At 46.5% G+C, this 24,820-nt stretch carries 23 protein-coding genes and 1 riboswitch; of the genes, 7 read left to right on the plus strand and 16 right to left on the minus strand.

What is annotated here, in order from left to right; genetic code table 11:
• Both HQN90_RS18975 and HQN90_RS18980 read right to left on the minus strand, forming a co-directional pair.
• A complete protein-coding gene (locus tag HQN90_RS18975) occupies positions 1-1,833 on the minus strand; it encodes an assimilatory sulfite reductase (NADPH) flavoprotein subunit (RefSeq protein ID WP_173221511.1) in 1,833 nt (610 codons plus the stop codon).
• Positions 1,834-2,081: 248 nt separating this feature from the next.
• Positions 2,082-3,254: an MFS transporter gene (locus tag HQN90_RS18980; protein ID WP_173221513.1), complete on the minus strand. Its 1,173-nt coding sequence runs from the start codon at positions 3,252-3,254 to the stop codon at positions 2,082-2,084.
• A 131-nt stretch (positions 3,255-3,385) separates the two neighbouring features.
• Here HQN90_RS18980 and HQN90_RS18985 point away from each other — a divergent pair, with 131 nt between their 5' ends.
• Together HQN90_RS18985 and htpG are read left to right on the plus strand one after the other, a co-directional pair.
• Positions 3,386-3,724 (plus strand): winged helix-turn-helix transcriptional regulator, encoded by a 339-nt coding sequence (locus HQN90_RS18985; protein WP_246362611.1) that lies wholly within the window; start codon positions 3,386-3,388, stop codon positions 3,722-3,724.
• 123 nt (positions 3,725-3,847) lie between these two features.
• Positions 3,848-5,728, plus strand: coding sequence for a molecular chaperone HtpG (gene htpG, locus HQN90_RS18990; RefSeq protein WP_173221517.1), 1,881 nt, complete (start codon positions 3,848-3,850; stop codon positions 5,726-5,728).
• A gap of 106 nt (positions 5,729-5,834) precedes the next feature.
• Here htpG and HQN90_RS18995 read toward each other — a convergent pair whose 3' ends face one another.
• A complete protein-coding gene (locus HQN90_RS18995) occupies positions 5,835-6,005 on the minus strand; it encodes a hypothetical protein (RefSeq protein ID WP_173221519.1) in 171 nt (56 codons plus the stop codon).
• Between the two features lie 84 nt (positions 6,006-6,089).
• Positions 6,090-6,185: riboswitch (cyclic di-GMP riboswitch) on the plus strand.
• A 46-nt stretch (positions 6,186-6,231) separates the two neighbouring features.
• Here HQN90_RS18995 and HQN90_RS19000 point away from each other — a divergent pair.
• The gene (locus HQN90_RS19000; protein ID WP_079414922.1) at positions 6,232-6,423 is read left to right on the plus strand and encodes a hypothetical protein; all 192 of its coding nucleotides are present in this window, start codon (positions 6,232-6,234) and stop codon (positions 6,421-6,423) included.
• A 203-nt stretch (positions 6,424-6,626) separates the two neighbouring features.
• On the opposite strand, the gene nrdR is transcribed toward HQN90_RS19000, so the two are convergent.
• A complete protein-coding gene (nrdR, locus tag HQN90_RS19005; protein ID WP_079414921.1) occupies positions 6,627-7,085 on the minus strand; it encodes a transcriptional regulator NrdR in 459 nt (152 codons plus the stop codon).
• Positions 7,086-7,195: 110 nt separating this feature from the next.
• On the opposite strand from nrdR, the gene HQN90_RS19010 reads away from it, so the two are divergent.
• Positions 7,196-7,420, plus strand: coding sequence for an alpha/beta-type small acid-soluble spore protein (locus HQN90_RS19010; RefSeq protein ID WP_079414920.1), 225 nt, complete (start codon positions 7,196-7,198; stop codon positions 7,418-7,420).
• Positions 7,421-7,484: 64 nt separating this feature from the next.
• Here the strand turns inward: HQN90_RS19010 and HQN90_RS19015 are convergent, their stop codons facing one another.
• The 5 genes from HQN90_RS19015 to polA form a co-directional block, all read right to left on the minus strand.
• Positions 7,485-8,105 carry a lytic transglycosylase domain-containing protein gene (locus HQN90_RS19015; protein ID WP_173221521.1) on the minus strand — a complete coding sequence of 207 codons (621 nt, stop codon included), beginning with the start codon at positions 8,103-8,105 and terminating at the stop codon, positions 7,485-7,487.
• Complete coding sequence (coaE, locus tag HQN90_RS19020; protein WP_173221523.1) at positions 8,102-8,698, minus strand: dephospho-CoA kinase; 597 nt, start codon at positions 8,696-8,698, stop codon at positions 8,102-8,104. Before coaE ends, HQN90_RS19015 begins: the two co-directional genes overlap by 4 nt.
• 21 nt (positions 8,699-8,719) lie before the next feature.
• On the minus strand, positions 8,720-9,457 hold the full coding sequence (locus HQN90_RS19025; protein WP_173221525.1) for an MntP/YtaF family protein: 738 nt from the start codon (positions 9,455-9,457) through the stop codon (positions 8,720-8,722).
• A gap of 101 nt (positions 9,458-9,558) precedes the next feature.
• A complete protein-coding gene (gene mutM, locus HQN90_RS19030; protein WP_173221527.1) occupies positions 9,559-10,419 on the minus strand; it encodes a DNA-formamidopyrimidine glycosylase in 861 nt (286 codons plus the stop codon).
• A gap of 37 nt (positions 10,420-10,456) precedes the next feature.
• Positions 10,457-13,114, minus strand: a complete 2,658-nt coding sequence (polA, locus tag HQN90_RS19035; RefSeq protein ID WP_173221529.1) for a DNA polymerase I — start codon at positions 13,112-13,114, stop codon at positions 10,457-10,459.
• Between the two features lie 133 nt (positions 13,115-13,247).
• On the opposite strand from polA, the gene HQN90_RS19040 reads away from it, so the two are divergent.
• Positions 13,248-13,997 (plus strand): HAD family hydrolase, encoded by a 750-nt coding sequence (locus HQN90_RS19040; protein ID WP_173221531.1) that lies wholly within the window; start codon positions 13,248-13,250, stop codon positions 13,995-13,997.
• 9 nt (positions 13,998-14,006) lie between these two features.
• Here the strand turns inward: HQN90_RS19040 and HQN90_RS19045 are convergent, their stop codons facing one another.
• Positions 14,007-15,749: a GGDEF domain-containing protein gene (locus HQN90_RS19045; RefSeq protein WP_173221533.1), complete on the minus strand. Its 1,743-nt coding sequence runs from the start codon at positions 15,747-15,749 to the stop codon at positions 14,007-14,009.
• Between the two features lie 167 nt (positions 15,750-15,916).
• Here HQN90_RS19045 and HQN90_RS19050 point away from each other — a divergent pair, with 167 nt between their 5' ends.
• A complete protein-coding gene (locus tag HQN90_RS19050) occupies positions 15,917-17,518 on the plus strand; it encodes a response regulator (RefSeq protein ID WP_246362614.1) in 1,602 nt (533 codons plus the stop codon).
• A 99-nt stretch (positions 17,519-17,617) separates the two neighbouring features.
• On the opposite strand, the gene phoU is transcribed toward HQN90_RS19050, so the two are convergent.
• The 5 genes from phoU to HQN90_RS19075 all read right to left on the minus strand — a co-directional run bounded on the left by phoU (position 17,618) and on the right by HQN90_RS19075 (position 21,945).
• The gene (phoU, locus tag HQN90_RS19055) at positions 17,618-18,277 is read right to left on the minus strand and encodes a phosphate signaling complex protein PhoU (RefSeq protein WP_079414913.1); all 660 of its coding nucleotides are present in this window, start codon (positions 18,275-18,277) and stop codon (positions 17,618-17,620) included.
• 23 nt (positions 18,278-18,300) lie between these two features.
• A complete protein-coding gene (pstB, locus tag HQN90_RS19060) occupies positions 18,301-19,068 on the minus strand; it encodes a phosphate ABC transporter ATP-binding protein PstB (RefSeq protein WP_079414912.1) in 768 nt (255 codons plus the stop codon).
• A complete protein-coding gene (gene pstA / locus HQN90_RS19065) occupies positions 19,065-19,922 on the minus strand; it encodes a phosphate ABC transporter permease PstA (RefSeq protein WP_173221535.1) in 858 nt (285 codons plus the stop codon). Before pstA ends, pstB begins: the two co-directional genes overlap by 4 nt.
• Positions 19,919-20,854: a phosphate ABC transporter permease subunit PstC gene (gene pstC / locus HQN90_RS19070; RefSeq protein WP_079414910.1), complete on the minus strand. Its 936-nt coding sequence runs from the start codon at positions 20,852-20,854 to the stop codon at positions 19,919-19,921. The genes pstA and pstC overlap by 4 nt, the downstream gene beginning before the upstream one ends.
• A 173-nt stretch (positions 20,855-21,027) precedes the next feature.
• Positions 21,028-21,945, minus strand: a complete 918-nt coding sequence (locus HQN90_RS19075; RefSeq protein WP_173221539.1) for a phosphate ABC transporter substrate-binding protein — start codon at positions 21,943-21,945, stop codon at positions 21,028-21,030.
• 292 nt (positions 21,946-22,237) lie between these two features.
• Between HQN90_RS19075 and HQN90_RS19080 the strand changes: the two genes are divergently transcribed.
• On the plus strand, positions 22,238-24,220 hold the full coding sequence (locus tag HQN90_RS19080) for a methyl-accepting chemotaxis protein (RefSeq protein ID WP_173221541.1): 1,983 nt from the start codon (positions 22,238-22,240) through the stop codon (positions 24,218-24,220).
• A gap of 393 nt (positions 24,221-24,613) precedes the next feature.
• Here the strand turns inward: HQN90_RS19080 and HQN90_RS38330 are convergent.
• Positions 24,614-24,820 (minus strand): hypothetical protein (locus HQN90_RS38330; RefSeq protein ID WP_216855374.1); only part of this gene is annotated, 207 nt, incomplete at its 5' end.

Below are 24,820 nucleotides of genomic sequence, written 5' to 3' on the forward strand. Positions count from 1 at the left end.
TTAGTAAACATCCCTTTGATAACGTTTTTGCTGTTGCATACGGGTTAAATATTCTGCCGCTTCTTCAGGACTGAAGCTGCCCTCTTGTTCAATGATCGTCGCTAAGGTTGCATGTACATCATGCGCCATTTTCTTTTCGTCTCCGCACACATATACGCACGCGCCTTCTTGAAGCCATTTGTAAAGCTCCGCGCTCTTCTCGAGCATTCTATGCTGTACATATACCTTCTGGTCGGTATCACGGGAGAAAGCAACGTCCATACGCGTCAATACGCCATTCTTAAGCCACTTCTGCCATTCGACCTGATACAGGAAGTCAGTTGAGAAATGTTGATCACCGTAGAAGAGCCACGATTTGCCTTCGGCTCCAATTTCCTCGCGTTCGCCTAGGAAAGCTCTGAATGGAGCAACTCCCGTACCTGGACCGATCATGATGATTGGCGTTTCCGGGTTTTCTGGAAGCTTGAAGTTCGGGTTGTTTTGAATATAAACCGGCAGCGTTTCGCCAGCCTTGATACGTTCTGCGAGTTGAACGGAGCAAACGCCATAGCGTTCTCTTCCTTGCGCTTCATAACGAACTGTACGGACTGTCACATGCACTTCATCCGGGAAAGCTTTGAAGCTGCTGGCAATCGAATATAAGCGAGCAGGCATTTTCCGAAGAACGGCTACAAATTCAGCGGCAGGAATCCCTTTTAAGGAATAATCCTGCACCAAGTCGAGCAGATCGCGGCCAACAAGATAAGTCTTCAGATCTTGCTCGTGTCCTGCAGCTGTCAGCTCCAGCAAACCCGCATTGGAAGTAAGTTTAGCCACTTGTTCCATCAATGGCTTAGTCAGCACGGTAATCTCGTAATTGCGAATCAATGCCTCATGCAGTGCACGCTGTTCGCCATTTTTATTTATTGTAACAAGCTCATCGGATTTCCATCCCATAGCTTCGATTAATTCGTCTACAAGACGCGGGTGATTCTCGGGATAGATGCCGATGCAATCGCCGGGTTCATATTGCAGGTTGGAGCCTTCCAAGGAGATTTCAAGGTGTCGTGTTTCGCGATCTGACCCACGGCCATTCAGGTTTAAATTCTCAAGAACTTCCGCTTGGAATGGATTCGTTCTGGAGTATTCCGATTCAGCCCCGGAAGCGACTGCCGCTCCTGCTCCAGTTGCTGTGACAGCAACGGTTGAAGCTTCACTCAAAGAACTTAGAACGGAATTGATCCATTCTGCAGCAGGCTCATCGAAATCTACGTCGCAGTCGACACGAGGGGAAAGGCGTTTGCCGCCCAGCTCTTCCAACCTTTTGTCAAAATCCTTACCGGTTTGACAGAAAAACTCATACGAGGTGTCTCCGAGCGAGAGGACAGAAAAGCGCAAATCGTCCAATTGCGGTGCTCTTTTACTATTTAAAAACTCATAGAAAGAAATGGCGTTATCCGGCGGATCTCCTTCTCCATGAGTGCTTACGAGTACAAGCAAGTTTTGAATCTTTTTCAAATTGTTAGGTTTGAAATCAGACATCGAGGAAAGGGATACTTGAAAGCCGATTTCTTCCAGCTTCTTGGTAACCTTCTTCGCTAAACCTTGCGATTTGCCGGTCTGTGATCCGAAAAGCACCGTTACCTCTTTGGAGATGACCGGAGCGTTAGCTGCTGCTGTCGCTAATGGAGCCACTGGAGCTGCTCCCACTGAAGCGGCGGCTGCTGATCCTTGGGTAGCCGCAAGATACCCATTTAGCCAGATCCGTTGTGTATCTGTTAGCGTAGGAAGTAGACGGTTAAGCAATTCTACTTGTTCCTGATTAAAAGGACTGTTTGTTACTTGAAATTCCAAGAATATCCACCTCTCATAGCCTGCATTGATATGAACCCCTAAACATACCTCAATATATTCACTCACCTGAACCTATCATGGCTGAGTGATCAGGTCAATTAGAATGAATTTATAAGATCTATCAGTAATCCTGATAAAGGACTTTCGTCCTCAAAAGATAAGCTTTGATAGGCCTCCAGCCAGCTTATCTTTCGATCCGATGTCTGTCCAGCCTATTATAACAGATCGATATGTCTCGCTAAACCATCTTATTTGGCAGACAATTTGGCCTCGCGATTATGCCTAGGGTAGAAACTAATCATAGCTGCAGCTAATCCCAGCAGAAGCACAACTCCTGCCAACCATGGATGATACAAAAGTGTTGAAGTCGATTTCAACAAGTAGCCTCCCGCCCCAGCTCCAGCTGCCAAACCTACATGCACGAATGAAGTATTCAAGCTAAGAACAAGATTAGCGGATTGCGGGGCTTGCTGAATAAAGTAGCTCTGCACAGCAGGACCACTGACAAACATCGATAAAACAATAAAACCGATGAATACTAGGCTCAGTATCCTCGACTCTACACTTATTGGTAACAAGGCTACTGCAGTGATTTGAACAATTAAGCTTAAGGTAATCACACGGGCAGCTCCCCATTTATCAACACTGTACCCTCCCAACCTAGATCCGATGGCGCCAAAAATACCAAGTACAAGCATAATAAGGCTGATGGCAGTTGCTTTGATCTCCAAGACATCTTGCATGAATGGGGTCATATAAGTAAATACAATCGAGCTTCCGGATTCTTTGAAAATCGTAATGAACAGCCCGCTTACAATGGCGAAGCTGCCCAAGACTTTAATTTGCTTCATAAAAGAAATTGGCGCATCCCCTTCGATTTCCGGTACAAGTCGATAGATGACAAAGGCAATCAATGCGCTCAGCACACTCAGCATGATAAAAATAGACTGCCAATTCAACCATTTCGATATTAGGATTCCAATGGGTACACCCAAAATCATCGCCGTGCTAAATCCAAGAACGATGGTGCCAATCGCACTACCTAATTTCTCAGGAACAACTAGCCTAGCAACAGCGCCGAACACAGTGACGAAATAGACACCTGCACTCATTCCAAGTACCGCCCGGGATATCATTAATGGCACAATAGTCGTACTGAGGGCAGACAATAAGCTTCCTATAATAAAGACAAACAATGAGCCAAGCAATACCTTCCTACGACCAATTCGGGCTGTCAGAGCGACCAGAATGGGAGTTGCTATCGCAAAGGATAACGAATACGCCGTAATTAATTGCCCGGCTAACGCTAAGGATATTTGCAGATCTTCAGCCATATAAGCAAGAATGCCAGACACCACCAATTCAGCCGTAGCTGTTAAAAATATCCCAATCGTAAGCACATAAATCGTTAATCGATTCATCCTCATCATCCTCCTCAACTTCTCTTGAATGTATTATAATGAAGAGGCATACTTTACGTAAGAAGGCAAATTAAATGGTCTTTATCCAAATATTTTGACTACCTATACAATAGTAAGTAGGTGAGATGAACATGAAAAACGTGCAAAAAGAAGAACACAACTCCTCTCCAATCTGTTCAGTACTGCAAATTTTAGGAGCCAAGTGGTCTTTCTTAGTCATTGCTGAACTGGCTAAGGGTCCAAGACGCTTCCAACAACTCCATCGAGATCTAGTCATCGTCAGGACGCAATCCTTAACCGATGCTCTTCGTCATTTGGAGAAAAATGGCATCGTCCATCGAGATGTCTTTCCTACTGTGCCTGTGTCCGTAGAATACTCATTAACAGAAAAAGGTGCGGATTTTCAATCTTCATTGAAGGAAATGGAAAAATGGGCACTTAAATGGGGAGATTCTACGCAATTCATTTGACATAATAATGTAACAATGTTATAAAATTATTGAATAGCACTCGAAGTAAGAGAGTGCTAACGCCGTTCTAGGCATGAACTTATGAACATAGTCCATCGTTCAAATTCGAAAGGAGATCTCCCAGTGGAAAAGAAACAATTTCAGGCTGAATCCAAGCGTCTATTGGAAATGATGATCAACTCCATTTACACCCAAAGAGAGATATTTCTTAGAGAGCTCATCTCCAATGCCAGCGATGCCATTGACAAAATTTATTACAAAGCTTTAACCGACGATGCGTTAGTTTTTGACAAAGATAGCTATTTCATTAAAGTGGCTGCCGACAAAGCAAACCGCACGTTAACGATACGCGATACAGGAATTGGGATGACCAAAGAAGATTTAGAGAATAACCTGGGGATCATTGCGAAGAGCGGATCACTGGCTTTCAAGAAGGAAAACGAATCCAAAGACGGTCACAACATTATCGGACAGTTCGGTGTAGGCTTCTATTCCGCCTTCATGGTCGCTGATCTCGTAACAGTGACCAGTAGAGCCCTTGGCAGCGATGTGGCTTACAAATGGGAATCTACGGGCGCTGACGGGTATACCATCGAGACTTGCGAGAAAGATACCGTTGGTACAGAAATCGTCTTGAAGATTAAAGAAAATACCGAAGATGACAATTATGATGAATATTTGGACGAGTATCGCTTGAAGGCCATCATCAAAAAATACTCCGACTTCATTCGTTATCCGATTAAAATGGACATTGCCGGCAAACGACTGAAAGAAGGCAGTGAAAGCGAGTTCGAGGATTACGAGGAAGAGCAGCATGTGAACAGCATGGTGCCGATCTGGCGCAAAAACAAAAGCGAGCTCACGCCGGATGATTATGAGAAGTTCTATAATGAGAAGCATTATGGCTTCGACAAGCCGCTGAAGCATATTCATGTTAGTGCCGACGGTGCTGTGGTTTATCAAGCGATTCTCTTTATCCCTGAAAATATGCCTTACGATTATTACTCCAAAGAGTTTGAAAAAGGTTTGGAGCTTTATGCGAATGGCGTTCTGATCATGAACAAATGCGCGGATCTGCTTCCCGACTACTTCAGCTTCGTGAAGGGTATGGTCGATTCCGAAAGCTTGTCCCTGAACATCTCCAGAGAGATGCTCCAGCATGACCGCCAACTGAAGCTGATTGCCAAAAATATTCAAAGCAAAATCAAAGGCCAGCTGCAAAGCTTGCTGAAGGACGAAAGAGAGAAATACGAGCAGTTCTACAAGGCTTTCGGCCGTCAACTGAAATTCGGCGTCTACAGCGACTACGGAACCCATAAGGAAGTCCTGCAAGACCTGTTGATGTTCTACTCCTCCAAGGAGAAAAAACTCGTTACGCTGGATGAATATATCGCTAGAATGCCAGAAGATCAAAAGTATATTTATTACGCTTCCGGAGAATCGATCGAACGCATTGATAAGCTTCCACAAACGGAGATTGTTTCCGAAAAAGGCTATGAATACTTGTATTTCACCGATGATATCGATGAGTTCGCGATCAAAATGATCATGACTTACAAAGAAAAAGAGTTTAAATCCGTATCCAGCGGCGATCTTGGCATTGAATCGGATGATAAAGAAACAGAAACCGAGTCCGACAAAAACGAGAACAAAGAGCTTTTCGAATACATGACGAACTTGTTGTCTGGCAAAGTATCCAATGTGAAAGCATCCAAACGGTTGAAAACACACCCGGTCTGCTTATCCACAGATGGTGATGTCACCATTGAGATGGAAAAAATATTAAATGCGATGCCGAACAATCCGAATGTAAAAGCCGAGAAAGTGCTGGAAATCAACGTTCATCATGAAGTGTTTGCTTCGCTGAAGGACGCTCTTGCCAAAGATAAAGAGAAGCTGAACCTCTATACGGCTCTTCTCTACAACCAAGCGCTCTTAATCGAAGGCTTGCCTTTGCAGGATCCCGTAGAATTCACGAACGACATTTGTAAAATCATGGTTTAAGCCTTGGCTTAGGTTTACATTTATCAAGTAAAAAGAACCTTGAATTCCATGTGAATGTACATGCGAATCTGGGTTCTTTTTTTACAATCCTCTTTTTACGGAGCCATCATCCCTGAATATCGGGAGAAATATCCTTTTCATCGCAGCTTTTCATGGTTTCAACATTTGCATAGACATAGGCCAATAAACGAACATGATCAATTCCGAGAGAGTAAGCAACCTTAACAATGTCTAACTCATAAGAAATGCTTGGAATTTGATTGGACTTGACGGACATATGCTTCAACCATCCTTCGAATAAATGTAATTAATGGATACGTGATCCGTAAATGTGATATAGTTTTGATACAAGCATGAATCGGTACGATAAAGGCAAAACCATTGAAAAGTGGTGACGCAAAGCTATAGGGACTAAATTGGCATTACCCAATGCTCAAAATGTCAGCCAGCTACCGGTATAGCCTCCGTCCGATTCATAGAGAAGCATTAGGAGGAGATAAAAGATGGTAGAAAAAATTATGGTAGATGGGACAATGAGTTTAGACGTTAAACAATTGATTGACAATTTGCATCTTCCGGAAGACGATATTCTGAATATGTTCTCCTTTAAGTTTGATAACAACATTCTGTCACCCGAGGAAGCGATTCGATTTATTCATTTTCTGCGAAGCGAGTTGGACAATCGTACTCAATAAAAGAATTATGCATCAAAGCATACAAAAATACAGTCGGTTGATGTCTGAAAAATTATTTTTTTTCAAACCTTGCTAAATCACGGAATGGCAGCATTTACAGGGAATAAACAAAAAAAGACAACGGATAATCCGCTGTCTTTTTTTTATTTTCTGTCAAATTTCGTGATTATATGTACAAAACGTATGTCGCTCAGCGCATTCCGCTAATCGTTCTTTCCCAATATTTGCGTAAGCTCTTTCAAAAACATATTAATATCTTTGAACTGTCGATAGACGGAGGCGAAGCGAATGTACGCCACTTCATCGACGGGATACAATTGCTCCATTACGATTTCTCCAATGCCCAAACTTTCAACTTCGGCATGAGCTGTGGTGCGCAGCTGCATTTCGACTTCAGACACGACCATTTCCAGTCTCTCCATCGAAACAGGTCGCTTCTCACAAGCACGAATCAGGCCTCTCATAATCTTCTCTCGACTAAATTCTTCCCGACTTCCATCCTTTTTAATCACAATAAGCGGAGTTTCTTCCACCATCTCAAAAGTCGTGAATCTTCTTGCGCATTTCTCACACTCGCGACGCCGACGGATTGATTTATTTTCATTGGCTGAACGGGAATCAAGCACTTTCGTACCGGAATAGTCACAGAACGGACACTTCATTCGCTATCACTCCTTTCTCTTGGGTTTGCAGGATTACCATATGTTACAAGTTATGAAGTTTGAAGTTCTGCGCACAATACTAGTACCAACCGACAAGGAGGTGAACAGACATGAGCGCAGGACAATCCCGCAGCAGCAACACTTTAGTCGTTCCTCAAGCTAACGCAGCGTTGGATCAGTTGAAATACGAAGTAGCTCAAGAGCTAGGTATCTCTATCCCACAAGATGGATACTACGGTAATATGGCTACTCGTGACACTGGTGCCATCGGTGGTCACATTACTCGTCGCCTGGTACAAATCGCAGAACAATCTTTGGCTGGTCAATTCAAGTAATCTTGAAGATTAGCTTCTGAATCTGCCAAACAGGAAGTATTGGACTTTAGGCCCCCAAAAGGAGCTAGTCCAATGCTTCTTTGTTTTGTACGGATGCGGAGCTCTCCGAGCCCTCTGTGCCCCATCGGTCGGAGTAGAGGTTCGTATATTTCTCGTAATAATATAAGACACGCGAAACGTAATGACGCGTTTCTCCGAATGGAATTTGATTAATATTCGCTTGGGAGCCATCCCAAATGTCATTTTGCTTCCACTTATTCACGTTACCTTGCCCCGCATTGTAAGCCGCAATCGTATAGAACAGATTTCCATTGTAATGCTTATTGAGCCAGCTCAAATACCAAGATCCTAGATTGATGTTCACATCCACTTTCAGCAAATCTTCTGGCGCATGCGGTTCCAGATTCGTGGATTGCACAATCCACTCGGCTGTATCCGGCATAAGCTGCATAAGACCCAGAGCCCCTTTTTTGGACTCCAGATGATGCCTATAGTTCGTTTCTACGCGGATGATAGCGGCAATAAGAAAAGGATCTACCTTATGTTTCGCCGCGCTCTGCTTGATTTCCTGCTCAAAGTAGATGGGATACAGCTTTCTTCCTATAAAAGAGCTATTCATAAAGAGGACAAGCAGAAAACCAACAAGCAAAAGGGCAAAAACACGTTTTTTACGCAAAAACGTCATGAGAGCCCCTTCCTCTGCCAAAATCGCTCCACCTCGGCATTGGTTTCTTCCCAAGATCCGCTGTTGTCGATAACAACATTCGCCAAGCTTCGCTTCTCTTCAATAGACATTTGCGCATGAATCCTGTTGTTAGCTTCCAGCTCCGTCAGCCCGTCTCTTTGCATAAGCCGTTCCAGTTGGATGTGACGGGGCACATATACGACCAAGACCTCTTCAAACATATAGCTTAAATTAGATTCTATCAATAAAGGGACATCAACGACAACAAGCTTATTCGGAAATTGCTTTTCGTAGGCTTCCATCTGTTCCCGCATTTGCTTTCGGATAGGGGGGTGCAATAAACTTTCGAGCTGTTTCCGCGCTTCTGTCTGACCAAAGATGATCTCGCCTAGCTTCTTGCGATGAAGAGAACCATCTGGGTGTAGAACAGCTTGTCCAAAGTGGGCTGCAACCTGTTCAAGAACAGGGCTGCCGGGCTCGACAACATCGCGGGCAATTTGATCCGCATCTACCAATAGAGCGCCGCGGCTAACCAGCATGGCACTAACCGTGCTTTTGCCGCAAGCGATTCCTCCTGTTAACCCGATATTCATGACCATTCTCTCCTAATTCGACTATAACATTTTCAATAAGCCCATCAGAATAAGTACACATCCCGGGAGAATTGACAACTTCTTCATCCAATTCATCTCTGCGTAACGAAATCCAACTCTTAAGCCTAAGGCAATAAAAGAACCGCTGGAGATAGAGATCACCGAAGCCGTCATTAAAGGGACAAAACCAATTAAAGCCGCGCCAATCCCGGCACCAAAAGCATCCAGTGATAGTGCAAGCCCCAACAGCGTCGCTTCTGAAGCCGAAATATTCCCGGATTTATCGACATCTGCAATCGACGGTGTTCGTAAAATTTGAATAACAAGACCAAAGCGTTTCAATTCAATATTCAAAATCTCTTTTGTTCTTTGCAGTGTGTCTAACGGAATGAGGTCGGAAGCTTCAGGCGAATTTATATCTTGAGACGCTTGAATACCGCTCACAGATGCTTGATCCAACGTCTTCCCGGCATCTCGCTGCTCCGAGGACTTCTGTTGTCTCATTTGGACTAACGCCCAGACGCCTATTCCAATCAAAATGAGCGCACCGATTCGCTGAGCAACCATCGGAGACATGAATGAGGACATCAGCACGCCAATTTGCATTGAACTGTAAATAATGATACCAGACCACAGCGATATAATACCAATGGATAGAAACGGAATACGTATTTTGCGCAGCCCATACATCACACCAACACCGAAACCGTCTAGCGAAACTGCAAAAGCCAAAATGAGCAAAGAAAGTACAGGAAGCATAATACCCCTCCTAAGAGTGTTACCCCGTAAACACGCGAAGTCAGCGGTGTTTATCTGGGCTAAGTACTCCTTATCATATGGAGAGGGTGCACTTCACGTGCCTACTTCTCTAACTTCTTTCGGATCCTCTGGCGTTTGAGTGGCTGACAGACGGGGCAAATATGCGTGCCTCTGCCGCCAACGACCGTTTTGTAGATCTCTGTTCCGCATTTATTGCAGGCTTGCGACTGCCGGCCATAAATGTTCAACTGGTGCTGAAACAAGCCAATTTCACCTTGTCCGTTCACATACGATTTAATTGAAGATCCTCCGACTTCCACGGAATCCGCTAATGTCTTAATAATCGCAGCGTGAAGCAAAATGAGCTCCTTCTTGCTGAGCGACGATGCTTCCCTTTCCGGATGGATGCCAGCCAAAAATAGGGACTCGTCTACATAAATATTCCCGATGCCAACAATATATTCTTGATTCAGCAGCAGCGGCTTAATCTTCGTGGATCGATGAGCAATCCGGTCACGGAAAGCTTCGAAGGTAAAGCCTTCATCCAGCGGCTCCAGACCCAGCTTATGGAGCGGAGGCTGTGTCAGCTCTTCTCCTCTGGGGAATAGATGCATCGTTCCAAACTGGCGAACGTCTTTGTAGCGGAGCTCGCTGTCGTCTGTGAACCGGAATAAGACATGGGTATGCAGCTCGAGCGGATCGCTCGCGTCATACACCCCATATCGGCCTTCCATACGCAAATGAGAGACCATGACATAATCGGTAAGGATGAATCGCAGGAATTTCCCGCGACGCTCAATGGTTTCAATGGTTTGTCCTTGCAGCAGCACCTCAAAAAGCTGGATATCGTCCGGTTTCTGGATAATGCGCGGCAATCTGACCTGAACCTGCGCAATCGTTTTTCCGGTGATTAAATTGTTCAGCGTCCGTTTGACTGTTTCGACTTCGGGTAGTTCAGGCACAGATGTTCACCTCTTTTATTGGTTGATTGTAAGAAGCTTACTTGGCATCATACCAAGTAAGGCCGAAATCAACGTCCGCACTAAGCGGAACGTCCAGCTGAAGGGCAGCCGCCATCACTTCAGGAACGATACGGCGCATCGTCTCCAGCTCCGCTTCCGGAACTTCGAAGACGAGCTCATCGTGAACTTGCAGCAGCATCCGGCTCTTCAGCCCTTCTTGCTTCAAGCGGTCGGCCATCTGCACCATAGCAAGCTTGATAATATCAGCCGCCGTACCTTGAATCGGCGTATTCATAGCCGTGCGTTCTGCAAAGGAGCGCAGATTGAAGTTCGAAGCCGTAATTTCAGGTAGATAACGTCGGCGCTGCAGCAGAGTGGTGACATACCCATCTCGGCGTGCGTCCTTCACGATATCGTCCATATATTTGCGAACCCCTTGGAAGACAGCAAAATATTGTTCAATGAACTGCGCTGCGTCCTTGCGGGTAATATCTAAGTTCTGGGACAAGCCATAGTCGCTGATCCCGTAAACGATACCGAAGTTAACGGCTTTGGCTTGGCGGCGCATGTTGGCGTCGACCGCGCTCTCCGCCACGCCGAAGACGTCCATCGCCGTCTTCGTGTGGATGTCCATGTTCTGAAGGAACGCTTCCTTCAGCTTCTCATCCTGCGAGATGTGCGCAAGCACGCGCAGCTCGATCTGTGAGTAATCCGCAGCAAGAATGTACCATCCAGGCTCGGATGGAACGAAGACCTTGCGGATCTTCCGCCCTTCCTCCAGACGAATCGGGATGTTCTGGAGGTTCGGGAACTGGCTGCTGAGCCGGCCTGTGGCGGCAATGGTCTGCCGGTAATAGGTATGCACCTTACCGGTCTCCGGCCGCACCTCTTTCAGCAGCCCCTCGACGTACGTCGATTGCAGCTTCGCGAGCTGACGGTAGTGGAGGATCTGCCCTACGATTTCGTTGTAGGGCGCAAGACGCTCGAGCACCTCGGCATCAGTCGAGTAGCCGGTTTTGGTCTTCTTCCAAGCTGGCAGCCCCAGCTTCTCGAATAGGATCTCGCCAAGCTGCTTCGGCGAGTTGATGTTGAACTCGACCCCAGCTAACTTGTAGATGCTGGTCATGATCGTGTCCAGCTGCTTCACAAGCTCGACACCAAGCGCTTTAAGGCCTTCGGCATCCACATGGATGCCGCGCAGCTCCATCTCTGCAAGTACGCCTGCAAGCGGCTGCTCAAGCTCGTAGAAGAGGCTTTGCATCTCGCTCTTCTCCAGTTCATCGCGCAGCACCGGTACGATGCGCGCAATCGCCATCGCTTTGCGGCCCAAATGGTCGCTAAGCGCGGCAAGGTCAGGCAAGCGGAACTTCGCGCCCTTGCCGAATACTTCTTCGTCGGTCTTAACGCCAGGCAGCCCGTACTTGAAGGTCAGGCCGCTCAAGCTGAGATTCGATTCCGTCGGATCGAGCAGATAAGAGGCCAAGAGTGCGTCGAAATCCACACCCGCCAGCGTGATGCCTTGCCATGCCAACACCAACCGTGCACGGTGGAGGTCGAAGAGCTGCTTGTTCTTGGCTTCATCGCCAAGCCATGCGCGCAGCGGCTCCCCGGCAGCACTCTTAAGAAGCTCAGACGGCACATAATAGGAGACATTCGCGGCGCCATCATCAACAAACCAGACCACACCAACTAGCGCGGCTTGATGCGGGTTCTCACCTACAGCCTCTACATGAATTGCAGCGCTATCTCCTAGTCTCGCGATCAGCTCTCCGAGATTCTCCGCTGTGACAGCTATCGCTTCCAGAGTCTCAACCTGCTCCTCCGAGACAGCCCCAGGACCGAAATCCATCTTCTCCAGCAGTGATTTAAATTCTAATTTGCGGAACATGCCTGACAAAGCTTGTCCATCAAAGCCGTCATAACGGAACGTATCCCACTGCGTTTCCATCGGCACTTCCCGGAAAATTGTCGCGAGCTCTTTACTCATTATCGCGTCTTTCGCGTGCTCTTCGACCTTCTCCTTCATTTTGCCTTTCAGATTAGCCGAATTCGCCAGCACTTCTTCCACGGAACCATACTCATGGAGCATTTTCAGTGCCGTTTTCTCCCCAACGCCAGGTATGCCCGGAATATTATCCGAGGTATCGCCCATTAACCCTTTAAGATCAATGATTTGCCCAGGCGTGAGGCCATATTTCTCTTTGATTTCTTGCGGATTGTACAGCTCAACCTCCGAAATCCCTTTGCGGGTAATCGCAACAGTGACATGGTCGGAAGCTAGCTGCAGCATATCCTTATCTCCGGAGACGAGCAGTACTTTCTCGCCCTTCTCATCAGCCGCTTTGGTCAAAGTTCCGATAATATCATCGGCTTCATAGCCTGAAAGCTCGAACTGCGGAATTTTGAAAGCGGTCAGAAGCTCTTTGATCAACGGAAACTGCTCGGAAAGCTCTGGCGGTGTTTTGGCGCGTCCGCCTTTGTAATCGGCATATTCTTTATGTCTAAACGTAATTTTTCCCGCATCAAAAGCAACGAGAAAATGTGTCGGTTTTTCCTCTTCAATCAATTTGAGCAGCATCGTTGTAAAGCCATACACGGCATTCGTATGCAAGCCATTCGAATTGCTGAGCAGCGGCAAGGCATAGAAAGCTCGATTCGCAATAGAGTTACCATCAATAATAATAAGCTTATCCATAAGTTCGCACCCCGATTTTTGACATACTTCCTTCATCATAGCATACGAAATTAAAATAAAAAAACGGTTCCGCACATAAACATAAAAGGAAGGCATGATTCGATGGCCAGGACTTCAGAAGGAGGTTCTCCGTATGAGCCCTTTTTTCTCACCAGCACGCAAAAAGGTCATCTTTTTTGATATGAATAATACGATACTGGATCGTAGACAGTGCTTTGATTCGGCATTCCTGGAAGTTATGAACGACTACACGGCGAGGTGGGAGCCGGACGAATCGCTCTTCTCCGCTCAAGATGTGCTGCAAAGCTACAAGATGGAATGGAGCCGTCACCGAAAGGCACCGATTCGAAGTCCAATTTCCCCGGATGAGCTGCGCCACATCTGCTTGCGCAAAGCACTACATGCCTTGCCGGTAAGCGTTAATCCGGCTTTTACGCGCGCTTTTTTTGAACAGGTTGAAGAACAGGAGGATCACTTTGTCGCGCTCTTCCCCGGTGTGGAGGACACGCTGGATGCCCTGTCTCAAAACTATCAGCTTGCGATCATCAGCAATGGAAATCGAAGGCGGCTGCAAAATAATTTGGAGAAAATGAAACTGACCCCTTGGATTGACCAAGAGCGCTTATTCAGCTCAGAGAAAGATGGTCCGCGTAAACCGCACCCAGCGATCTTCGAAAGTGCCTTGAAATCGATGAACGCGGTTCCTAACCAATGCGTGATGGTTGGCAATTCGTGGCGTAATGATGTGGTAGGGGCTGCCTCAAGCGGCATGGACGCGATCTGGATACATCCTGGAAATATCAAAAAAATATCCGAGCGCCGTATCGGAAAGCAGAAGGTCATAATTATTCGTTCTTTTAAACAGTTGGTGTACACTTTCTAAGCAAGTTTGCTAGCCAATATTTTGAAAATAATAAATGCTGCCTTGATGTGCTTTGGCTTTCTTCTTAAGAAGCGCCGCTGTGTGTGAAATGTGTTCGAGTGAAATGGGAGATTCACAACTGCATACGACAAGCGAAAGGGACAATGTGACTCCCTCGCTCTTCACTTTATTCCCGCTCCGGTCCCACACGTACTCCCATTCCTCATCTTCATAGAACATCTGGACACCTTGTTCAAATCGGCGAATCATCTCCTTGCACAATTGCTCCGGTGCCTGCGTTCCAGAAATCGCGATAAAATCGTCGCCCCCCACATGCCCCACAAAATCATAAGGTGTTCCGCAAACGGCAATGGCTTGCTGCATGACATCTGCTGTATATTGAATCAATTGATCCCCTTTTTGAAAACCAAACCGATCGTTGAACCATTTGAAGTAATCCAAATCCGCATATACCACATGAAATGGCTTGTTGTCGCTGATCCGTTTATTCAATTCCCGATTGATTTGCAGATTGCCCGGAAGTCCAGTCAGCGGGTTGGCTACACGCGCAGATTCCATCCGCACATTCGTAATGCTCTCAAGGATCGTCCGAATCGAAGCCGCGCCCGCCATTTTACCGTGGCTTGTAATGATCACAAGATCATACAAATGATGAATGGAGCGAGAAGTCGCCATCTGAGAAACCTGCTCGACGTAGGTGAACTCGTCCACGATAAGCGGCGCTTCGTCCATGATCCCGTCGATCGTGCGATTCCAGAACAAGGAAAACGCATATTGCCCGGCCAAATGCTGAAATAGGCGTTCCCGCATCACAAGGCCCACCGGTACGTCCTCATCCACAATGACTACCCCGACAGCTTCTTGATGCTTCTTGAAATGGTCCGCTACAACTGAAATCAGCACCCGCTTATCGAATACTTGAACGGGAGTTGTCAGGTCTCCAATGTTCCACGTCATGCTGCCGCCCTGCACTTTGCGATGCTGCCAGATTAACATGCTCAAATTGTCCGGCAGTTTAGCAGCAGCTTCATTCGGTTTACCTAACAAAAACCCTTGCGCGTAATGGACACCGAGCCGGGTTAATTTAATCAGTTCATCCTCATGCTCGATGCCTTCAGCAATAAGAGAGATATTCATTTTAAGCGCAAACGTAACGAAGGTTTCGAGAATGTACTCTTTCACTTTGCTTTTATGTATGTTTTCAATCAGCGACCTGTCGATTTTGATAAAATCGGGCTGCAGCTCGGCAATCGCTTGCAAAGAGGAATATCCCGCTCCGGCATCGTCAATGGCAATCCGGTATCCTTGCTTGCGGTAATGCTCGAGAATCTTCTTAGCCAGAGAGAAATCCTCAATCGAGCTTCTTTCCGTGATTTCAAAGACGACATTGTTCGGACTGAGACCGTGATTCTGCAATATTTCAAGGGTCTTACCGGGAACAAACCCAGGATCGTACAAGACTTGCGAAGAAATATTAATAAATAGCAGCTGCTGCGGATGCTCCAAAATAGATCCTTGAATGGCTTTCTCGCGCGCCAACTGTTCAAGTGTATAAAGTTCGCCTTGCTGCTCGGCAAATTGGAACATGGCTAGCGGGGAGTGAAACGGACTTTCCTTCGGGCCTCGAATTAAAGCTTCATACCCCATTACTTGACCATCCTGCAAGGAAACAATCGGTTGATAGACGGAATAAAGGAGCTGCTCCTTAATCATCTTATGATACTGTTCCAACACCTCTGACTGAGCACTCATGTCCATCATCCCTTGTTTGTTATTACGTATAACGCTAGTCTAACAAACCAAATAGCTGCCTATATTAACCTTATGTAAAATCTTTGTAAAGACTTCAATAAAAAAAGAGGTAATTTCATCTTTTCCACGAAAAGAAAAGGGAGAATCGCTAGGTGCTTAGTCGGCATATGCAAGCACGGAAAGGATTTGAAATGGAACACCAGGTCAAAATCTTGGCGGTAGATGACCGCTACGAGAACTTACTGGCTCTAAGCAGTATTCTGGCTTCTTCGCACTATGAAGTTATTTGTCTACAATCCGGCGAGGAGGTTCTGCGCTACTTATTAAAGGAACCTGCCGATCATATTGCGGTGATTTTGATGGACGTACAAATGCCCGGGCTTAGCGGCTTTGAAACGGTCGAATTAATTAAGCAGCGCAAAGCTTGCCAAGATATTCCTATTATCTTTCTTACAGCGCTTAGCACGTCGATCGAGCATGTATTGAAGGGCTACCATGTCGGATCGATCGACTACTTATTCAAGCCTGTCCATCCCGAGATGCTGCGCAAAAAAGTCGATGCCTTCGTCAATATGCACTTGAATCATCAGAAAATCAAAGCACAAAGTGAACTCTTACATAAGCGAACCTTAGATCTCGAAGAGACCAATCGCAAGCTGGCTGAAGCCGATGAGAAGTTGAAGCAGCAGAATGTCCTTTTGGAGCAATGGGTAGAAGAACGTACCTCCGAATTGGTTGATGCCCACGAGAAACTGTTGAAATCTCAAGAACACTTCAAGAAAATGTTTATGCTCTCACCTTCCTTAATGGCCATTCGGCGTCTGCCTGACCTCACGTATCTGGAAATTAATGAAAGCTGGAAACAATACACAGGATATGGCGATGAAATTCTGGGTACGACGCTGAATCTCTTGCGAACAGAGCAAGGAGACTATGTCTCCAGCGATGAAGTGATCCATAATTGCAAAGTGAAATACGAAACGAAGTCAAAGGAAGTTCGAACCGCTCTGCTTTCCACGGAAATCATCGATATCGAAAATGAAAGCTGCATGCTGCAAGTTGCCGTAGATATCACGGAGAGCTTACGATTCGAAACAGAAATGGCGCGACTTGCGCAATTGAACTTGGTAGGTGAAATGGCTGCCGGAATTGCCCATGAAATTCGCAACCCCATGACGACCATTCGCGGCTTCCTCCAGTTATTTCGTGAGAACGATCGAAATATGCAAAAACAATATATCCCTATCATGCTGGAAGAATTGGACCGCGCCAACGAAATTATTACTGAATATTTATCACTCGCCAAAAATAAACAATCCCATCAACAAGCAGAAAATATTAATCGAATCATCGAAATGCTGCTGCCTCTCATCCAAGCGGAAGCCGTCATGTCCGGCAAGCATGTCCACTATGAATTCGCTCCTTGTCCAGATATTCAGCTTGACGACAAAGAGATGCGCCAGCTCATATTGAATATGTGCATGAACGGCTTGGAAGCTATGCACGTGGGAGGTAGATTGCACCTTCAAACCTACCAGGAACAAGATCATGTTGTCCTTCTCATCGGCGATGAAGGGACAGGCATTGATGAGCATCATCTGGAGAAGCTTGGCAGGCCCTTCTTCACGACCAAAGACGAAGGAACCGGGCTCGGCTTAGCCATCTGCTACAGCATCGCCGCGAGGCACCAAGCTTCCATTGAAGTTCAAACCAGCTCGAGTGGGACAACCTTTTATATTCGTTTTCCGCTTCCGAATTCTCCGGAATGAAGTGCCCGTAGACACAAAAACCTTCAAATCCAGATACGTGGATTTGAAGGTTTTTGTGCTAACTCGATGCAGCTGCTTTGCATATGGAACTTATGGAACCTACACGTTCAAATCTTTGCGCTTGCCTGTGACCATATAGATAACACCTTCACCGATATTGGTCGTATGATCTGCGACGCGCTCCAAGAAATGAGCTACAAACAACAAATGTGTCAATTGGCGGTTGCGGTTATAGTCGGAGCTCATCAGCCCCATTAACTCCTGCATCACCGTGCTGTAGAGCTTATCCACACGATCATCCTTCTCAGCCAGTGACGCTGCTCTGTGAACGTCGCGCTCTGTGTAGGACAGAAGGCTTTCATGCAGCATTTCGATGGCGATCTCCGCCATTTGCGGAATAACTTCCAGCGGCTTCACCAATTCTTCCCCCGCGAAGCGGATCGTAATCTTGGCGATATCTACGGCATGATCTGCGATGCGTTCCAGATCCGTAGCAATTTTCAGAGCTGTTCCAATGATTCGCAAATCACTTGCCATTGGCTGCTGCAAGGCAATTAAACGCAGGCATAATTCATCGATTGTCGTTAGATAATCATCAATCAGGTCATCGGTCTTGATCACTTGCAGTGCAGCCTTCTCATCCAGCTTAGCTAGAGACTCCACCGACTTGTAAATCAATTTCTCTACACTTTCCCCCATATCCTGCAGTTCTTTCTGTAAAAGTGTCAACGATTGATGAAACCCTGGTCTTGCGTCCATTTGCCTGTCCCCTTTCGATGTGGTTAGCCGAATCTTCCAGTAATGTAATCTTCCGTACGTTGGTCATTCGGGTTTGTGAAAATCTTATCCGTTTTGTCAGTTTCGACTAAGTACCCATTCAAGAAGAAGGAGGTCATGTCGGAAATTCTCGCGGCCTGCTGCATGTTGTGTGTCACGATAATGATCGTATATTTCTCTTTCAACGTTTGCGTCAATTCTTCCACCTTCAGTGTGGAAATGGGATCCAACGCAGATGTTGGCTCATCCATCAACAAGACGTCCGGTTCAACAGCAAGCAGACGCGCTATGCATAAACGCTGCTGCTGACCACCGGATAATCCGAGAGCAGATTTGTGCAAACGATCCTTAACTTCGTCCCAAAGCGCTGCTTGTACTAGACTACGTTCTACGATTTCATCTAGAACTGCTTTCTTCTTCGTGCCATGAATGCGCGGTCCATAGGCGATATTGTCGTAAATGCTCATCGGGAACGGATTCGGACGTTGGAATACCATCCCGACACGCTTGCGCAAGGAAACGACATCGGAATCGGAGCCATAGATGTTATGACCGTCTACAGCCACATTTCCTGTGATTCGCACACTGTCAATCAAATCATTCATACGGTTCAGCGTACGCAGAAAGGTCGATTTCCCACAGCCGGAAGGCCCAATTAATGCTGCAATGGTACCTGTTTCAATAGCCAGCTCGATATCATGCAGCGCGTGATTTTCTCCGTAAAATAAATTCAATTTATCTGCTTTAATTTTATGTTTAGTTGCCACGTTTATTTCCCCCCGGAAAGTCTTTTTTGTAGAATTCGGCTCGGTATGCTAACCAGCAAATTGAAAATTAATACGACGATTAGGAGCAGCGCGGCGCTGCCTTGTGCGATTTGTTTAGCATCTGGTACAAGAGCTTCGGCACCAACATACCAGAGATGGACAGATAACGTCTCCCCCATTTTGAGCGGGTTGAAATCCGGAAAGAAACGGGAAACCGATAGACCGGCTGTATAAATGAGAATTGCAGATTCACCTAATGCGCGCCCGGCAATCAAAGTAATCCCGGTGATGAGGCTAGGCAGTGCCGCGGGTATAAGCACCTTGCGAATGGCCTGCCATTTCGTTGATCCAAGTGCTAAGCTTGCCTCCCAGTAAGATTCAGGCACTGTTCGTATGGACTCTTCAGTGACCCTAACCATGACGGGTAAATTAAGTAGAGCAACCGTTGCCGCTCCACCGATAATGGAAAACTTCAAGCCAAGCAAATTGGCGAATAATAGAAATCCAAACAATCCGAAAACGATAGATGGCACAGAGGATAAAGCTTCTACGGAAATACGGACGAGATCCGTAAACCAATTCTTTTGGGCATAGATAGCTAAGTAAATACCGGAAAATAATCCGATCGGAATGGAAATTAACAAGGACAAGAATAAGACATAGAACGAATTGAACAACTGCGGCCCAACACCACCGCCTGCTTTGATCTCTTCCGACTTGCCGAAGATGAAATGCCAGGACAAATGAGGAACGCCTTCCCCTAATATGCGAACAAGGAACCAGGCCAGGATAGCAATGATCAAAATGCCTGCGGCCCAAAAGTAAAATGTAGCAATACGATCGGTTGTTTTACTTGTCATTTCAGTTCACTCCTTTTGGCCACGATACGAATAATGAGAATTAAGGATAAGGAGATCACCAATAGGAGCAAAGCCATTAAGTAGAGCGCATTATTCCAAGCGGAGCCGTAATTGGTATTTCCCATATCTTTGACGATTGCTGTTGTTAACACGGTAGTGGAATCCAGCAAGGATTTCGGCATTTGCGGCGAGTTTCCGATCACCATGAACACGGCCATTGTTTCGCCGATTGCGCGGCCCATTCCGAGAATGATAGCCGTCAGAATCCCTGGTCTTGCCGCTGGCAGGAGGACACGCCACATCGTTTGCCACCGCGTTGCTCCCAAGGCTAGGGAAGCCTCCTCTAAACGACTAGGAAGCGCTCGAATAGCATCTTCGGAAATGGAGAGAATAGTCGGTAGAATCATAATCGCCAAGATAATAGAAGCTGGTAGAATCCCATAACCAATTCCGCCTGTAAACTTGCCCAAAGCAGGAACGATGACCGTCATCCCGATCAGACCGTAGACGACCGACGGAATCCCAACAAATAAGTCTGTTGCCGGGCGCATAATTTCGCGCATCCATTTCGGTGCGATTTTGGCCATGAACAAGGCGCCGGACAATGCTAATGGCACCGAGAACACGACGGAAACCAGCGTCATAAGCAATGTGCTATATAGAAAAGGAAAAGCTCCAAATTTATTTTGGCCAGGTGTCCAATCAGTGGAGAAGAAGAATTCGAGTGGACTTACATCTTGAAAGGTCTTAATTCCCTGCATACCAACGAAGACAATGATGGAGAAAATAATCGCGGATACAAGCGCAGCGCTTATAACAAACACCCAACGCATGAGGCTGTCCTGTCTATGTTGTCCTTGAGTCCATTTGGTAACGAGTGGACGGCTCTTTTCCGAATTCGTGCTTGTTAGTTTGTCTGCTACTGAATTCAATGGGTTAATCCCCCTTCTATTAATAAACGCATGTCTCTTACATACCTTACTTCTAGGATAGGTTACGATTGTCATTGGATCGTTAATGAATTGTTAAGAGAATGTAAAAGTTTTATTTTGTCGTAAAAAAAAAGAGCGCCCCATGTTGCGAGCGCTCTTGTTGGAAGTTCTTATTATTTTTTGAGCAAATCAGCAGGCAAGAATTTCAAATCACGAACTTGTTTGCCTTGGAATTCTTTGCTGGAGATGTAAGCGATGAAAGCTTTAGCTGGATCTTTTGCTTCGCCTTTTGTATACATGTGCTCAACACCAAACAATTTGTAAGTACCGCTTTTGATGTTTTCTTCGGAGAAAGCTACACCATCAATTTTCAATGCTTTTACAGTATCATCGATATAAGGCGTATCAACATAACCAATGGAGCTGGATTGGCCAACTACCGCTGTTTTCATAGCGCCACTGTTTTCTTGTGTGATACCGTCTTTTGTGAATTCTTTGCCATCAAGAATAATTTGTTTAACAAGCGTACGGGAACCTGAGCTGTCTGGACGGTGAACAAGAACGATTTTCGCGTCATTGCCGCCAACTTCTTTCCAGTTCGTGATTTTACCCATGTAAATGTCAGCTGCTTGTGCTTTTGTTACGTTGTCTACTTTCACGTCTTTGTTCACGATGAACGCGAAAGGCGCGATTGCTACTTGGTGGTCAACTAGACCTTTATCTTTATATTCAGCAGCTGGCTCAACATCGGAGTTACCAATGTCAGAAGTACCGTCAGCTACGTTTTTAATTCCTGTACCGGATCCGCCTGCCGTAACGTTAATTGTTACTTTCGGGTTCTTTTCCATAAATTCCGTTGCCGCTTGTTTCACTAAAGGAAGAAGTGCACTGGAACCGGAAGCTGTTACCGTACCGCTAAGTTCTGTTTTTGGAGCATCTGTAGGTTTAGCTGAAGCAGCTGTACTTGCAGCAGGTGTTGCAGAAGCAGCAGGTTTCGTCTCTGTTTTTGCGCCGCAACCGACCAATGACCCCATCATTAATACCGCGGAAAGTGATAATGTAATTCCTTTTTTCGACATGAACTTGAACATGGTTAGCATGTCCTCCTTTGATTTTATGTTACTGGTTATAGTTAGCTTTGCGCCGTTCTCTTCTGTCTGGCTCACTAACTTACTTCCCTATGGTAACAATCAAATGTAAATTCCAAACCCACGAAACGTAAACGTAATGTAAAACTTTTATTCTCATATCTTTCTGATAGAAATATGGGTAAATTTACATTTGATTTACACAATACAACGCTATAGTTAATAGAAGAGTCCTATATTAATAAGAAAAAACAAGAATTGAGTCGGTTCTTGTCTTATTAATGGAGGGATGACAATGCGTAAGATGTCCTTGTTCAATATGACCATGCGTTCCCGATTAATGGCTAGCTTTGGTGGAGTTCTCCTCATTTTTCTGGCAGTTGCTTTCTTCAACTTGCACCAGGTCAGTCAAATTAAACAACATATGAACGATCAGAATGACAAAGTTGAATTGAAGGTACTCGCTTTGGAATTAAAGGAAATGGTTCAAGAAATGAATATCATTGCTTCAGGCCTGGAGATTTCCAAAAAACCTGAATTCATCTTGAAATATAATAGCAAGCGTCAGCCTTACAATGATTTCATTAAAAAAATAGGCGATACCGCTACAACGCCGGATCAAATTAAATGGCGCAGCCAATTGATTCAAATTTCGGTAGACTACATTAATAACTTCGATTCTGCCGCCCAAATGATTCAAGGAAATGGTACAAGCCCCAAAGATCTGGAGATTAACCTGCTCTATTTGTATAATGAATCCCAAGAACTGAAGGATAAAATATTTGAGCTTGTAGATAAGTTTTATGTAACTTATGCGGATTCAGCTGATCAAGCTATCACGGATTCCACTCAAGCCCTTGATAGTACCAGCCAAGTCATGATGATTGCGGCATTTCTCGTGCTGGTCGTGACGATCCTGATTGCCATCCTGCTCATACGTTCCTTCATTAGACCTATCTCCCGATTGCAAAAAGCGGTAACGCAGATTGCCAGCGGTGATCTGACTCAAACGATTAACTCGGATTCCAAAGACGAACTTGGCACTTTAAGCAACAGCTTCGACCATATGATCCTTCAAGTTCGTCATATGCTGAGTGCAACGAAGAACATTGCTTCCTCCCTGTCGGACCATTCGCATGAATTTCATCGTTTCTCTCGGATAACGGCTACGGCGAACACGGATATTTTGCGAGCCATCCATGAAATTTCGCACGGTGCCGACGAGCAAGCGATCAAAACCGAGCAAAGCTCGTTCATTATCGCTGAGCTGGAGGCGGAGATCCGTGATATTACCGCGTACACGTATGAAATGAAGCGCGCCAGCGACGAAGCCGCGGCAGGCACGCTGCAAGGCACAAGCTCCGTTCGGGCGCTGAAGCACTCGTCCGAGCATTCTCAGGCGCTGCTGAACAAGGTGGACGAAGCGATGCACACGTTGGCCGCCAGCTCGAAGCAAATTGGCGCCATCATTTACTCCATCACGGAGATTTCGACGCAGACGAACGTGCTGGCCTTGAACGCCGCGATCGAAGCGGCACGAGCCGGCGTCCACGGACGCGGCTTCTCCGTGATCGCAGATGAAGTTCGTCAGCTGTCCCAGCAGACGAACGAATCGTCCAAGACGATCAGCACGATCATCGGGGCGCTGCAGCAGCAAATCAAGGAGCTGCAAAGCTCCTTGTTCGAAGCCCGCGATTCAGCGCTGGCTCAGAGCAGCCGTGTCGCCGACACGTTGGGCTCTTTTGAGAGCATCGATCACTCCATGCAGGGCATGAAGGAACAGATTGAGCATATCCATCTGAAGATCGAGCAAGCCCGCTCCAAGAACGAGGAGCTTGTGCATTCTGTGCAATTCGTAGCAGCTATCGCACAGGAAACTGCGGCCGGCGTCGAGGAGGTCAACTCGACCTCCATCCAGCAAGATGCCTCGATTCGCCGCATTGCCGAAGAATCCGATGACATCCTTGAGCTCGCGCAGCAGCTGTTTGCGGAGATCAGCAAGTTCAGGACCGTCGATGAGTCGGACGAGTTAGCGAACGGTTTGGAGCTTGGGAATGATGACGCAGGTGCGTCATCGAGTGACTCCAAAGCAAACGACGATTCTGAATCAAAGTTTGACTCAGGAGCAGTTAATTCGCTGGATGCTGTGTCTCCTACTGTGGCAAGCGTCACATCTCCCGAAGTGCAGAGTGAGAGTGCAGAAGGTAAAGCTTCACCAGAGGCTGACTCCTCTAAGGAGAAGGCCGCGGAGAAAAAAGAACCTGTGCTTGTCGGCTAGCCGTGTTTTACTTAGCTGCCGAGTTGAGATAACGAAAGACCTGAGGCGGACGTGCCTCAGGTCTTTCGTTTGTGTGGGGGATGCGGAGTTGCCTCGCGAGACTGCCTTTTTGGCAGGCTCAAAGGCTGTTCCCTGCTCTTCTACCCTTGAGCCTGCCATTTCAGCAGGCTCAGCTCATCTTTTGCTCAGTTCTGCCACTTTTCCCGCCCGAGACTGCCTTTTTGGCAGGCTCAGGGGCCGTTCTCTGCTTATCTACCCCTGAGACTGCCATTTCGGCAGGCACAGCTCAGCTTTTGCTCAGTTCTGCCACTTTCCCCGCCCGAGACTGCCTTTTTGGCAGGCTCAGGGGCCGTTCTCTGCTCATCTACCCATGAGACTGCCATTTTCGCAGGCTCAGCTCATCTTTTGCTCAGTTCTGCCACTTTTCACGCCCGAGACTGCCTTTTTGGCAGGCTCGAGGGCGTTTCCCTGCTCTTCTACCCTGAGACTGCCATTTCGGCAGGCACAGCTCAGCTTTTGCTCAGTTCTGCCACTTTCCCCGCCCGAGACTGCCTTTTTGGCAGGCTCAGGGGCCGTTCTCTGCTCATCTACCCATGAGAC

It is taken from the genome of Paenibacillus alba (assembly GCF_013204855.1).
Lineage (GTDB): Bacteria > Bacillota > Bacilli > Paenibacillales > NBRC-103111 > Paenibacillus_E > Paenibacillus_E alba.

Bases quoted from the DNA above. Each gene is read 5' to 3' on its own strand.
- HQN90_RS18980 (WP_173221513.1), bottom strand. From the start codon at position 3,254: ATGAATCGATTAACGATTTATGTGCTTACGATTGGGATATTTTTAACA.
- HQN90_RS18985 (WP_246362611.1), top strand. From the start codon at position 3,386: ATGAAAAACGTGCAAAAAGAAGAACACAACTCCTCTCCAATCTGTTCA.
- HQN90_RS18995 (WP_173221519.1), bottom strand. From the start codon at position 6,005: ATGTCCGTCAAGTCCAATCAAATTCCAAGCATTTCTTATGAGTTAGAC.
- HQN90_RS19000 (WP_079414922.1), top strand. From the start codon at position 6,232: ATGGTAGAAAAAATTATGGTAGATGGGACAATGAGTTTAGACGTTAAA.
- nrdR (WP_079414921.1), bottom strand. From the start codon at position 7,085: ATGAAGTGTCCGTTCTGTGACTATTCCGGTACGAAAGTGCTTGATTCC.
- HQN90_RS19010 (WP_079414920.1), top strand. From the start codon at position 7,196: ATGAGCGCAGGACAATCCCGCAGCAGCAACACTTTAGTCGTTCCTCAA.
- HQN90_RS19015 (WP_173221521.1), bottom strand. From the start codon at position 8,105: ATGACGTTTTTGCGTAAAAAACGTGTTTTTGCCCTTTTGCTTGTTGGT.
- coaE (WP_173221523.1), bottom strand. From the start codon at position 8,698: ATGAATATCGGGTTAACAGGAGGAATCGCTTGCGGCAAAAGCACGGTT.
- HQN90_RS19025 (WP_173221525.1), bottom strand. From the start codon at position 9,457: ATGCTTCCTGTACTTTCTTTGCTCATTTTGGCTTTTGCAGTTTCGCTA.
- polA (WP_173221529.1), bottom strand. From the start codon at position 13,114: ATGGATAAGCTTATTATTATTGATGGTAACTCTATTGCGAATCGAGCT.
- HQN90_RS19040 (WP_173221531.1), top strand. From the start codon at position 13,248: ATGAGCCCTTTTTTCTCACCAGCACGCAAAAAGGTCATCTTTTTTGAT.
- HQN90_RS19045 (WP_173221533.1), bottom strand. From the start codon at position 15,749: ATGAGTGCTCAGTCAGAGGTGTTGGAACAGTATCATAAGATGATTAAG.
- HQN90_RS19050 (WP_246362614.1), top strand. From the start codon at position 15,917: ATGCAAGCACGGAAAGGATTTGAAATGGAACACCAGGTCAAAATCTTG.
- phoU (WP_079414913.1), bottom strand. From the start codon at position 18,277: ATGGACGCAAGACCAGGGTTTCATCAATCGTTGACACTTTTACAGAAA.
- pstA (WP_173221535.1), bottom strand. From the start codon at position 19,922: ATGACAAGTAAAACAACCGATCGTATTGCTACATTTTACTTTTGGGCC.
- HQN90_RS19075 (WP_173221539.1), bottom strand. From the start codon at position 21,945: ATGTTCAAGTTCATGTCGAAAAAAGGAATTACATTATCACTTTCCGCG.
- HQN90_RS19080 (WP_173221541.1), top strand. From the start codon at position 22,238: ATGCGTAAGATGTCCTTGTTCAATATGACCATGCGTTCCCGATTAATG.